Source organism: Blattabacterium sp. (Blattella germanica) str. Bge, assembly GCF_000022605.2.
GTDB lineage: Bacteria > Bacteroidota > Bacteroidia > Flavobacteriales > Blattabacteriaceae > Blattabacterium.
This window is the reverse complement of record NC_013454.1, coordinates 314,564-327,285: the sequence shown is the minus strand read 5'-3', so window position 1 is coordinate 327,285 and position 12,722 is coordinate 314,564. Positions and strand designations below refer to the sequence as shown.

At 27.7% G+C, this 12,722-nt stretch carries 12 protein-coding genes and 2 tRNA genes; 6 read left to right on the top strand and 8 right to left on the bottom strand.

Annotated elements, in window-relative coordinates; translation table 11 throughout:
- Positions 1-6: 6 nt before the first annotated feature.
- Positions 7-1,245 (top strand): diaminopimelate decarboxylase, encoded by a 1,239-nt coding sequence (gene lysA, locus BLBBGE_RS01625; protein ID WP_012840857.1) that lies wholly within the window; start codon positions 7-9, stop codon positions 1,243-1,245.
- A 2-nt stretch (positions 1,246-1,247) separates the two neighbouring features.
- Positions 1,248-1,332: transfer RNA gene (locus tag BLBBGE_RS01620), tRNA-Ser, on the top strand.
- Between the two features lie 39 nt (positions 1,333-1,371).
- Here BLBBGE_RS01620 and metG read toward each other — a convergent pair.
- The gene (gene metG, locus BLBBGE_RS01615) at positions 1,372-3,057 is read right to left on the bottom strand and encodes a methionine--tRNA ligase (protein WP_012840856.1); all 1,686 of its coding nucleotides are present in this window, start codon (positions 3,055-3,057) and stop codon (positions 1,372-1,374) included.
- A 16-nt stretch (positions 3,058-3,073) separates the two neighbouring features.
- Between metG and BLBBGE_RS01610 the strand changes: the two genes are divergently transcribed.
- Positions 3,074-3,967, top strand: coding sequence for a 5'-3' exonuclease H3TH domain-containing protein (locus BLBBGE_RS01610; protein ID WP_012840855.1), 894 nt, complete (start codon positions 3,074-3,076; stop codon positions 3,965-3,967).
- 16 nt (positions 3,968-3,983) lie between these two features.
- Here BLBBGE_RS01610 and nadD read toward each other — a convergent pair whose 3' ends face one another.
- Entirely contained in the window at positions 3,984-4,556 is a 573-nt protein-coding gene (nadD, locus tag BLBBGE_RS01605; protein ID WP_012840854.1) for a nicotinate (nicotinamide) nucleotide adenylyltransferase, read from the bottom strand.
- A gap of 22 nt (positions 4,557-4,578) precedes the next feature.
- Complete coding sequence (locus BLBBGE_RS01600; protein WP_012840853.1) at positions 4,579-5,709, bottom strand: porin; 1,131 nt, start codon at positions 5,707-5,709, stop codon at positions 4,579-4,581.
- A gap of 135 nt (positions 5,710-5,844) precedes the next feature.
- Here BLBBGE_RS01600 and BLBBGE_RS01595 point away from each other — a divergent pair, with 135 nt between their 5' ends.
- The 3 genes from BLBBGE_RS01595 to ribB are packed head-to-tail and all read left to right on the top strand — an operon-like array spanning position 5,845 to position 9,417.
- The gene (locus tag BLBBGE_RS01595; RefSeq protein ID WP_012840852.1) at positions 5,845-7,617 is read left to right on the top strand and encodes a DNA translocase FtsK; all 1,773 of its coding nucleotides are present in this window, start codon (positions 5,845-5,847) and stop codon (positions 7,615-7,617) included.
- Between the two features lie 3 nt (positions 7,618-7,620).
- Positions 7,621-8,766 carry an LptF/LptG family permease gene (locus BLBBGE_RS01590; protein WP_012840851.1) on the top strand — a complete coding sequence of 382 codons (1,146 nt, stop codon included), beginning with the start codon at positions 7,621-7,623 and terminating at the stop codon, positions 8,764-8,766.
- Positions 8,767-8,784: 18 nt separating this feature from the next.
- Complete coding sequence (ribB, locus tag BLBBGE_RS01585; RefSeq protein ID WP_012840850.1) at positions 8,785-9,417, top strand: 3,4-dihydroxy-2-butanone-4-phosphate synthase; 633 nt, start codon at positions 8,785-8,787, stop codon at positions 9,415-9,417.
- A 13-nt stretch (positions 9,418-9,430) separates the two neighbouring features.
- On the opposite strand, the gene BLBBGE_RS01580 is transcribed toward ribB, so the two are convergent.
- The 5 genes from BLBBGE_RS01580 to BLBBGE_RS01560 all read right to left on the bottom strand — a co-directional run bounded on the left by BLBBGE_RS01580 (position 9,431) and on the right by BLBBGE_RS01560 (position 12,708).
- Positions 9,431-9,504 (bottom strand) — tRNA-Asp (locus tag BLBBGE_RS01580).
- Positions 9,505-9,519: 15 nt separating this feature from the next.
- On the bottom strand, positions 9,520-9,843 hold the full coding sequence (gene trxA, locus BLBBGE_RS01575; protein WP_012840849.1) for a thioredoxin: 324 nt from the start codon (positions 9,841-9,843) through the stop codon (positions 9,520-9,522).
- A 56-nt stretch (positions 9,844-9,899) separates the two neighbouring features.
- Positions 9,900-10,979: a M20/M25/M40 family metallo-hydrolase gene (locus BLBBGE_RS01570; RefSeq protein WP_012840848.1), complete on the bottom strand. Its 1,080-nt coding sequence runs from the start codon at positions 10,977-10,979 to the stop codon at positions 9,900-9,902.
- The gene (gene argB, locus BLBBGE_RS01565) at positions 10,970-11,752 is read right to left on the bottom strand and encodes an acetylglutamate kinase (RefSeq protein WP_012840847.1); all 783 of its coding nucleotides are present in this window, start codon (positions 11,750-11,752) and stop codon (positions 10,970-10,972) included. The genes BLBBGE_RS01570 and argB overlap by 10 nt, the downstream gene beginning before the upstream one ends.
- A complete protein-coding gene (locus BLBBGE_RS01560) occupies positions 11,749-12,708 on the bottom strand; it encodes an N-acetylornithine carbamoyltransferase (protein ID WP_012840846.1) in 960 nt (319 codons plus the stop codon). The genes argB and BLBBGE_RS01560 overlap by 4 nt, the downstream gene beginning before the upstream one ends.
- Between the last annotated feature and the right edge of the window lie 14 nt (positions 12,709-12,722).

The following is a 12,722-nucleotide window of genomic DNA, read 5'->3' as shown; positions in this document are numbered from 1 at the left end:
AATATGATGAATGAATTTAAAAATATGAGTTCTACAGTTCATAGAGAGCACTTAATTCAACTAGCGAAAAAATATGGAACTCCACTTTATATATACGATTCTTGCAAAATCAAAAAACAATATATAAAGATGAAAAATGCTTTCGGTAAAATCAAAAATTTCATAATTAATTATGCTTGTAAAGCTAATACTAATCTGAATATATTAAAATTTTTACAACAATTAGGAAGTGGATTAGATACCGTTTCTATCCAGGAAGTAGAACTAGGATTAAAAGCTGGTTTTCATCCTAAAAAAATTATATTCACACCAAATTGTGTTTCTATTCAAGAAATCAAAAAAGCCGTTGATTTTGGAGTTAGGATAAACCTAGATAATCTATCCATTTTAGAACAATTTGGAGAATATTATCCAAATTATTCTATAGGGATAAGAATCAATCCGCATATTATGGCAGGAGGAAATTCAAAAATTTCAGTAGGACATATTGATTCTAAATTTGGAATTTCTTATTATCAAATTCCTCATATGAAAAGAATATTAAAAAATACAGGACTCAAAATAGAAGGATTTCATATGCATACAGGATCTGATATATCAGATATCAAATCTTTTTTAGAAGGGGCAAAAATATTGTTTCAAACAGCTATAGATTTTCCAAATCTTGATTATATTGATTTTGGAAGTGGTTTTAAAGTTCCATATAAAAAAAATGATATCAAAACGAATTTAACTTCTTTAAGTCATTCTATCACTGAAAAATTTAAAAATTTTTGTCAAAGTTACGGAAGTCAAATTGCTCTTATTTTTGAACCAGGTAAATTTTTAGTTAGTGAATCGGGATATTTTTTAGTTCATGTAAATGTTATAAAACACACAACTTCTACTGTTTTTGCTGGAGTAGACTCAGGCTTTAATCATTTCCTTCGTCCTATGTTTTATAATGCCTATCACTGTATTGAAAATATTTCTAATCCAAACGGTCGTTTTCGCTTTTATACCGTAGTAGGATATATTTGTGAATCGGATACCTTCGGTTTGAATAGAAAAATTCAAGAAATACGTGAAGGTGACATTTTATGCATGAAAAATGCGGGAGCCTACTGTTTTTCTATGTCTTCTAATTATAATTCTCGTTATAGACCTGCTGAAGTTTTCATTTTTCAAGGAAAAGATTTTCTTATAAGAAAAAGAGAAACTATGCAAGACCTTCTTAGAAACATAGTGGAAATCCCCAACATGTAAATGGAGAGATGGCAGAGTGGTTAATTGCGGCGGTCTTGAAAACCGTTGAGGTTTATGCCTCCGGGGGTTCGAATCCCTCTCTCTCCGCAAAAACAGTCAAAATATAAAATTTACTAGAATTTTATTTTACCTCGTATTTCGTATTTTTTCTAATTTTTTTAATTGCTTTTCAATACTTTCATTCGTGACTTTTTCAAATAAAAAAGTGGGATTTCCCAATAAATGTCCTGGACATAAAATTTTTTCTTTGATTTGATTCCAAAAAAAAGTTTTCAAACGAAGCATATCTAACAATTTTTTTGCAGTATGTGGAAGAAAGGGTTCTGCTAATTGAGCTAACATTCCAACAATTTGCAAAGAAACATACAGAATGGTTTCTACACGTTTTTTTTCTTCCTTTTTCCAAGGTTCTTCTTCTGTTAAATACTTGTTTCCAAGTTTAGCTAAATTCATAAAACATGCCAAGGCTTCTCTGAATTTATAGGATTCAATAAAATCACCTATAGATTCTGGATAATTCTTGATTTTTTTTAAAATTTTTTTATCTTCTATAGATAAAATTCCTGGATTAGGAACAATGCCATTATTATACTTTTTAACCAAAGTTAGACTTCTATTCACGAAATTTCCTAATATAGCAACCAATTCGGTATTATTTTTTCTTTGAAAATCTTTCCAATTAAAATTATTGTCTTTTTTTTCTGGCATATTAGCAATGAGTATATAACGAAGTGTATCCTGTTGATTTGGAAAATCTTCTAGATATTCATGCCCCCATACGGCCCAATTTTTAGAAGTAGATATCTTTTTATTTTCTAAATGAAGAAATTCATTAGCTAATATTTTATCCGGTAATATATATCCACCATCATATGCTTTAAGTATAACTGGAAAAATAATGCAGTGAAAAACAATATTATCTTTTCCTATAAACTGAATTAATTTAGTTTTTTTATCTTTCCAATAAGGTTTCCAATCTATCTTTTTTCGTTTAGACCATTCTATAGTAGACGATATATATCCAATAGGAGCTTCAAACCAAACATACAATACTTTTCCTTTTTCTTGCAAAATTGGAACAGGAACACCCCAATTTAAATCTCTTGTTATAGCACGAGGTTTTAATCCTTGATCTAACCAAGATTTTGCTTGTCCATATACATTCACTTTCCAATCTGTTTGATGATTAATTAAAATCCATTTTTCCAAGAATTTTTGATATTCATTCAGAGGAAAATACCAATGTTTGGTCTTTTTAAAAACTGGAAAACTGCCACTTATGGTAGATTTTGGATGTATCAAATCTTCAGGAATTAATGAACTTCCACAATTTTCGCATTGATCTCCATAAGCTTCCTCTTTTTTACAATGGGGACATTGACCGGATATATACCTATCCGCTAAAAATTGTTTAGCTTCTTCATCATAATATTGTTCAGACTCTTTTTCAAAAATTTTTTCTTTTTCATGAAGTTTTTTGAAAAAAGAAGTAGAAATTTCGTAATGAATTTCTGTAGAAGTTCTGGAATAGTTGTCAAATTGTATACCAAAATTCGTGAAACAATCTTGAATCATGTGATGATACTTATTTACTATTTCTTGAGGTGTTTTTTTTTCTCTTTTAGCTTGCATCGCAATAGGAACTCCATGTTCATCCGATCCGCATATAAAAATAACATCTTTGTTTTTTCGTCTTAGATAACGAACAAAAACATCTGCAGGAAAATAAACTCCTGCTAAATGACCTATGTGGATCGGTCCATTTGCATAAGGTAAAGCAGCCGTTACTGTATATTTATTTGATTTTTTCATAGTAGAATTATAAAATATGAATAATAATAAAAAATTATTTTTAATAGATGCATATCCTCTTATTTATCAAAGTTATTATGCTTACATAAATAAGCCTCTTTTGACTTCCAAAGGACTCAATACTTCACCTATCATAAATTTTACATATTTTTTGATCAAAACATTAAATGATGAAAAACCATCTTATATGGCTACCATTTTTGATGACAATCAAGAAATTTCTTTTCGAAAAAAAGAATATTATAAATATAAGGCACATAGAAAAAAAATACCAGAAGCTATTTGCATAGCAATTCCTTATATTAGAAAAATTTTAAAAACCTTTCAAATTTCTTGTTTGCATGCAAAAAACGGATATGAAGCTGATGATATTATCGGAACAATAGCTAAAAAAGCAGAAAATAAAGGATATATTATTTATATAATTACCTTGGACAAAGATTTTTTTCAATTGGTCACAGAAAATATTAAAGTTTACATACCACCTTTTAAAGGAAATCCAAAAAAAATATTCGGAATAGAGGAAATAAAAGAAAAATTTGGAGTCAACCATCCAAAACAAGTTATAGATTTATGGAGTATGATGGGAGATCCTTCTGATAATATCCCAGGATTGCCAGGAATAGGAGAAAAAAATGCTAAAAAATTTATTCAAAAATATGGAAGCATTGAAAAATTGTTAAATTCCACTCATGATCTTAAGGGAAAGATTCAAAAAAATCTTGAAAAAAACAAAAATTTAGGTCTTTTATCCAAGAAATTAATTACCATTGTGACAGACATCCCACTTTTTTCTTTTCATGAGGAAAAATTCCATGTAAAAAAACCAAATTGGCTCTCTATTAAAAAAATATTTGAAGAACTTGAATTCATAAGATTATTAAAAAAAGCTCATGAATACTATAAATAAAAACGGAAAAATAATTTTATTTTTTTCTATAAAATTTATATTTTATCATATAATTCCAAACTTCTGGATGAAGCATAGGTTTCATATTTTTTCCTTTTTGAATAGAATCTCGAATAAAAGAAGATGATAATTCAATAATTGGAGCCTTCAAAAAAATTATATTTTTCCGTTTAAAAACAGAATCTGAGAAATAACCAAGTCTAGGATAAACCAAAATATCATATTTGTTCAAAATAATTTTATAATTTTTCCATTTTCTTAAAGAAGAAAAAGAATCTTGTCCTAAGATAAGAAAAAATTGATTTTTAGGATATTTTTTCTCTATATTAGACAATGTATGAATTGTATAAGAAGGAGAATATCCGTATTCTATATCCAAAACACTCATTTTTTCATAACCAAAAATAGCCATTTGAACCATTCTCATGCGGTGTTCATAATCTAAAAGATTTTTTTTTTTTAATGGATTTTGTGGAGAAACAACGAACCAAACATGATCTATATATAAAAATTCTGTTATATGATTAGCAATAATTGTATGTCCTAAATGGATGGGATTAAATGATCCAAAATAAAGTCCTATTTTCATACCAATCAATCAAATAATATTATTAAATCATTTGAATACGATAACTCAATCCCAACATGATAAAATGATTGTTCTTATTTTCTTTTTTAATTTGATCTAAACTGTAATTAATTCTTTGATTTTGATACAAAAAATGAAAACTAAGATCTTCATTTTTGATTGAAGGAATAAATTCTATACCTCCATAATAAGTATATGCTTTTTTGAACAATTTATTTTCATCCAAAATATTATTGATTGCTTTTTTAGAAGTTCCCATTTCATATACTCCTTTGGCAATCAAATTCCATTTTGGAATCAAATTGTATTTCAATTTTACTAAATAAGTTCCATATTTTACAGCTGCTGCATTTTTATAATCAGAATTCCATGAATGAAAAATTTTTGTTATATCGCCATTTTTTTCTATGTCTTCATCACTTAATATGTAATCTGCTTCTATGGAAAAAAGTTTGAAATTTAACTTACTCCCTAAAGCTAACAATTTCCAAAATTTTTTATTTTCATTTTCTTGAAAAATAGAATATGACCATCTATTTTGTAAAATTCTATTTTTGAAAAAACTCCAATTCCAATTCACAGAATAACCCATAGGATTATTCACTTTTTGAATTGGACTTTCTTCCTTATTATCCCTATTATTTGGTATGCTATTTACAATTTGAAATTGTAATTCATGATTTTTGATTGGAAGATAAATAAAATTGATTCCAATAGGATTCTCCTTATTTTTATATACATTTGTATACCTATATGGTGATTCATAGAACCCATTAGCATATTCCATGCTTCCAAAAGAAGTTGGTTGTTTTCCGATCAAAAAGTAAAGTTTATCATTCCACTTATATTTTAAATAAGCTAAATCAACTATTCTATTATTATGATTCAATTTTTTTGCAAAACGATAACTGATTTTGTCATTTGCTTTTCCTATCACTTCTAAATTCAAATGGTCTTCAGAAAAACGAGATCCCTCAAAAAATTCTTTTTTTACTGCAGAATGAATACTACTCCTAAAATCTACAAACATGTTAAAGTGATAATTTTCATTTTTTTTTGAGTTTTTTTCATCAGCGAAAGCGAAACTATAACTATGAAAAGAATAAAAAATACCTAAAAAAATAATAAATAAAATCATTTTTGTTTTTTTCATTTTTAGAAAAAATATTTAATTTATTTCAATGTAACAAAAAAAATTACAAAAAAAAATAGCTACAAAAAAAAAGAAAAAACGAAAATCAAACTATTAGAACTTTTTTAGGATTTTTTTATTGGTAAGTAGTCTTTTTTGTTATTAAGTTTTTTTTCTTTCCTTTTTCATTGGAAAAATGATCAAAGCCAATTGGAAAAACTTTTTGATAAAGAAATCATAGCAGAAAATTTACTTGGAAAAATGGGGGCTGTAGTCTCTCACTATTTCATTTACTGTGGAATAGGAATTAGTGTGTTTTTTGTTCCTATATTACTGTTTATCACAGGATTAAGAATTCTTTTTGTAAGAAAAAAACTATTGAATGATTTTTATAAATCAACAATATGTAAATTTATATTTTTTAGTATATGGCTTCCAATAACTTTTTATCTTGTTATTCCTGATCAAGGAATATTTAGTGGAATTTTTGGATTTGAAATAGGGAATTTGTTGATCCATTTATTTGGAAAAATAGGATCATATATACTTATTTTTACGAGTATTATTTTTTACTTTATCATTATTTTTCGTATGAATCCTCCAAAAAATGGAATTCCACAAAAAATACAATCTTACGAAGAAACAGATACAATCTTCAAATTGTGCAATAAATTGTGCAATTTTTTTTTAAATACAAAGATTGTTAATAGACCATTGAAAAAAACGAATGAATCCAGTCCAAAAAATAAAAACATTCTCCATTCTATTTTTTCTAAAAAAGATTTTTCTTCCATATCAGTGAATAACCTAGAAATAGATTCTAATAAAAAAAAAATAGTCCAAGTACTTAACTATTATAAAATAGAAATATGTCAAATAAAAGCGATTATAGGACCTACTATCATTTTGTATGAAATTTATCCTAAGGTAGGAACAAGAATCTCAAAAATAAAAAATTTAAAAAATGAAATCGCCTTAAATTTATCTGCTATATCCATAAGAATTATAGCTCCCATGCCTGGAAAAGGATCCATTGGAATAGAAATTCCGAATCATAATCGTTATCCTGTTTATATGAAAGACATTCTTTTTTCAGAAGAAAGTCACAAAATGAGTCATGAAATGGAACTCCCGATTTCTTTAGGAAAAACAGTATTTAATAAAATTTTTGTTATAGATTTAACTAAAATGCCTCATTTACTTATAGCAGGATCAACTGGACAAGGCAAATCCGTAGGATTAAATGTTATGATTATTTTTTTGTTATATCAAAAGAATCCAGAAGATATCAAATTTATTTTGATTGATCCAAAAAAAGTAGAATTATCTGTATACAAAAAAATTTCAAAATCTTATTTTGCGGCTATTCCCAATTCTATAGAACCCATAATCACAGATTTACATCAAGTAAAAAATATATTAAATTCTTTGTGTAAAGAGATGGATAAAAGATATGCTCTTTTAGAAAAATATAAGGTTAGAAATATTCAAGAATACAATCAAAAATATCATTTACCTTATATCATACTAATCATTGATGAATTTGCAGACTTAAGTTTTTCTTTTTATCAAAAAAAACAAATAGAAACATATATAACTCGATTAGCTCAGCTGGCTCGTGCTGTAGGTATTCATTTGATAATAGCAACACAACGACCATCCGTTGATGTTATTACTGGATTAATCAAATCCAATTTCACTGCACGAATTGCATTTCGAGTAAGTTCTAAAATAGATTCTAGAACCATATTAGATTGTTCAGGAGCTGAACAATTAATAGGAAAAGGAGATCTATTATTTTCTAATAGAAATGAATTGATTCGGTTACAATGTCCCTTTATTGATTTATCAGATATTCAAAAAATCGTTGATTTTTACAAAAAAAATGATAAAAAAAACGAATATTTCTTTCTTCCAGAACCTGACTAAGTTATGATTCCAATAAAAAAACTTGATCTATATATGATTCGTTTATTTATAACTCCTTTTTTCATTATTTTTTCGACAATATTTGCCGTTTTTATGATTCAATTTTTTTGGAGTCAAATAGATGAATTGACTGGAAAAAATATCAATATTTTAATAATAATAAAATTTGTATTTTATTTCGGGATATCTATTATTCCATTAGTGACTCCTATATCCCTATTATTAACTTCTATCATTACATTTGGTCATTTATCAGAAAATCAAGAACTTATTGCAATTAAATCTTCTGGAATATCTCTTTTTCGTGTCATGAAGCCTATTTTAGGAATAACCTGCATTTTATCAATTGGACTGTATTTTTTTTCCGATTTAGCCATTCCAAAAGCGATCAAACAAGCTAAAAAATTAGGGTATAAAATATCATCCACTCATCCCTCTTTCAAATTAAAAGAAGGAATATTTGTAAATTTATTGCCGGATTTTTTCATAAAAATAGACAGAAAAAAGAATCAACAACTGCATAATATATTTATTTTTTTTTATGACAAAAATTTACTAGTAAATACTATTCTTTCTCAAAAAGGATTTTTCATTCCAAATAAAGATCAATCCGAATTCATTCAATTTAAATTAATTAATGGAATTTTGTATAGTGAAAATACGAATAAAGAACAATCTTCTTATCAAATTGTACAATTTGATACTTTAATTCAAAATTTTCAAATTCCTTTCTATGAAGAAATCAAAAACTTAGATGACTATGAGTCCTATAATACCCAAAATTTGATTCAAAAAATTAATCTTTTAAAAAAAGAAAAAAGTAAACATCAGAAGGAAAATATCCATAAATTAGCCAAGCTGCAATTGGAATTGCAAAAAAAATTTACATTTCCAGTAACATGCATTATAATGTTTCTGACTGGAGCTCCATTAGGAGCTATTATTAGAAAAGGAGGAATAGGTTATCCTACTATGATAGCACTAGCTATATTCATCATTTATTATACTTTACTGACCATAACTCAAAATAAAGTAGAAAAAGTTGAAATATATCCATGGATAGGAGCATGGATTCCTAATTTTATTTTTTTTCCAGTAAGTATATGGATGACTTATAAAACTGTAATGGATGATTTTTATATTCAATAAAACAAATATAATATAGATATGGTTTTTGGTTCGAATCAAAATTTCGATCATATTGAAGAAGCCATTCAGGATATCCAAAATGGAAAAATCATTATTGTGGTCGATGATAAAAATCGTGAAAATGAAGGAGATTTTATAGTAGCTGCTGAAAAAATAACTCCTCAAATTGTCAATTTTCTTATCACTCATGGAAGAGGACTCGTTTGTGTTTCCCTAACAGAAGAAAAATGTGATCAACTAGAACTTAAAATGATGGTAGAAAATAACACAGATCCTAGAAAAACGGCTTTTACGGTTTCCGTAGATTTACGAGGACATGGGGTTAGTACTGGAATTTCAGTTTCAGATAGAGCTAAAACTATTCTTGCTTTAGTCAAAGAAGTTAAACCAGAAGCATTCAATAAACCAGGGCACATATTTCCTCTTCGTGCAAAAAAAGGAGGTGTATTAGAAAGACCTGGACATACAGAAGCGGCTATTGATATAACCAAAATGGCTGGATATACACCTGGAGGTGTTTTGGTAGAAATACTTAATCAAAATGGATCTATGGCACGTCTCCCACAATTGATTCAGATTGCTAAAAAATTTAACATGAAAATTATATCCATAGAGGATCTCATAAAATATAAAATGAGCTTATTGGATTGAAAAAAACAGAATGCGGTCTGGACGGGATTTGAACCCGCGACCCCATGCGTGACAGGCATGTATTCTAACCAACTGAACTACCAGACCTCAATTATTTATTTATTATTGAGAAATTAAAGCATCTAATTTTTTTCTGATATCCTCTTTGGAAGCTATTCCAATATGCATATCTTTTTTTTCTCCATTTTTAAAAAAGATCATAGTAGGAATGCTTCGTATTCCATATTTAGAAGAAAATTTTGGATTTTTATCCACATTCAACTTAAAAATCAAAGCCTTATTATGATATTCAGTAAATATATCTTCTAATAAAACAGACAAAGCTCTACATGGAGAACACCATGGAGCCCAAAAATCTACCAAAATAGGTTTATCAGATTCATAAACTAACTTTTCAAAGTTCTCATCGTTTATTTCTTGTAACATATTTTTTCCATTTAAATAACAAATTTACCTTTTTTGTTTCAAATTCAAAATCAAAATCAAAAGGAAAAGTCTTTTAACAAAGAGATATAAATCTCTATTCCTTCCATGATTTCTGAAATCAAAATGTATTCATTAGGCGTATGAGAACGTACACTATCTCCAACTCCCATTTTAATGGTTGAAAAAGGCATAATGCTTTGGTCTGAAAGGGTAGGAGATCCATAAGTTTTTCTTCCTATTCGTTTAGCTTTTAAAACAATGGGATGCATAGGATTTATGAAAGAAGAATTTAAATGAGAAGAACGAGGTTTCATTTTAGAGTGAATTTTTTTTTGTATAATTTCAATGATTTCCTCGTTTTTATATAATTCATTGGTTCTAATATCTACTACAAAAGAACAAAAATCAGGAATCACATTATGTTGTATTCCTCCTTGTATTTGAGTAACATTTAAGGTCGTACAACCTAGCAATTCTGATTTTTTATCAAAATATAAATTTCTTAAGTGTTCTATGTCTTTTGTCGCTACATAAATAGCATTAATTCCTATATCTCTTGCAGAATGTCCTGTTTTCCCTTCGGCTACACAATCTAACACCATTAATCCTTTTTCAGCAATAGCCACTTGCATCTGTGTAGGTTCCCCTACAATTCCTAAGTCGATACATCCCAACTCAGGTAAAATGGCTCTAATACCTAAAGGTCCAGATATTTCTTCTTCCGCGGTAATTGAAAGAATCAATCTGTAAGGTAATTCCGATAATCCACTTAAATATATAAAAGTAGATATTAATGAAACGACGGAAGCTCCAGCATCATTACTACCTAATCCTATTAGTTTATCTTCTTGTTTTATAGCAGAAAAAGGATTTGTTTTCCAATTTTTTCCTGGTTTTACCGTATCATGATGAGAATTGAATAGTATAGTTCGTATATTTTCTTTTTTTAAATAATTATCATTTTCAGTCCATATATTATTAAATTTTCTTTTTACATGAAATCCATATTTATGAAGATAATCTTCTATAAGAAAAGAGACCTTATTTTCTTGTTTGGATATAGAAGGTGTGTTGATTAATTGTATCAAAAGCTGGATAGCTTCTTCCTTTAAAACTTGCAAATTGACTACAGACATAAAATAGTCTTATTATTAACATCATTTAAATAGTTAGGTAGGCCTATGCTAACCTTAGTCACTCCATTTTTTAATGCCAAAAAAGCATTTTCCAATTTAGGAATCATTCCATTTTTTATGGTATGATTTTGTTTCATTTTTTGAAATGAATTCAAATTTATTTTTTGATAATAAGATTCAGAATCTTTCATATCTCGTAAAACTCCTTTTTTTTCAAAACAAAAATGTAATTCCGTTTCACAATTTTTTTCCTTGGATAAGGATATTGCCATATAAGCAGCTATTGTATCTGCATTTGTGTTAAGCAGTGTTCCTATTCCATCATGAGTTATAGAACATAACACAGGAATGATATTATTTGTCAATAAAAATTTTATTAAACGAGTATTAATACTTTGACTATTGAGATCCCCCACATATCCATAATCAATATTTGTTTTTTTTCGTAAATATGATTTAATGCAATTTCCATCTGCTCCACATAAACCCAAAGCATTACAGTGATAAGATTGTAATATAGACACAATATTTTTATTGATCATTCCTGCATAAGTCATAACAACTACGTCCAGGGTTTCTTTATCTGTTATTCTTCTACCTTGTATAATGTTTTGAGAAATTCCCATTTTATTTGAAATAAAATCTGCTTTTCTTCCTCCTCCATGAATCAATATTTTATTCCCTTGTAGTTTACAAAAAGCTTTCAAAGAAGAATTAAGAACCTCCTGGTCATTAATTAAATAACCTCCAATTTTGACTATATGGATTTTCATGATAAAGATTGTAGAATTTTTAAAAAAATTATTTGTGAGGCGAAAATTCTATTTTCTGCTTGTTGCAATACAATGGAATGTTTTTTGCTATCTAAAACAGCATCTTCTACCACAACATTTCTTCTTACAGGTAAACAATGCATAAATTTAGCCTGATTGGTTAATTTCATTTTATTTACAGTGATCATCCAGTCCGAACTTTGACAAAGCATTTTTCCATAATCTAAATAACTACTCCAATTTTTTGCATAAATAAAATCGGCATTTCTAAAAGCCACATTTTGATGATGTGTAGTGAAAGCTCCATTAGAAAATTTTTTATGAAGATCGTATTTTTCTGGACATGCAATAGTAAAATCAATTTGCTCTATTTTGGATATCCATTGAGAAAAAGAATTGGCCACTGAATGTGGCAATGGTTTGATATGAGGGGCCCAACTTAACACAACTTTACATCTTTTTTTAAAAAAAGATGTAAATTCGGCAATAGTCATTACGTCAGCTAAAGACTGCAAAGGATGCAAAGTCGCACTTTCCATGTTGACAACTGGAACTCTAGAATATTTCAATATTTTATTAAAAATTATTTCTTTGTAATCAGAATCTTGATCTGATAAACTAGGAAAAGTTCTAACTGCAAGAATATCACAATATATGCTCATTACAGAAATGGCTTCTTTTAAATGTTCTTGTGTCATTTTCATCACACTTCCATCATTCATTTCAATTTTCCAAGAATCCTTATGAATATCCAATACCCAAGTGTTGCATCCTAAATGAAAAGCAGCTTTCTGACAACTAATTCTTGTCCGTAAACTAGGATTAAAAAAAACCAATCCAATTGTTTTATTTTTTCCAATATGTTTAAATTTATATGGATTTTTTTTTAAAATAAGAGCTTCTTTAATAAGATCATATACGTTAATAACATCTTCTACGCTAAAAAATTTTTTCATAAACTTTTCTTTTT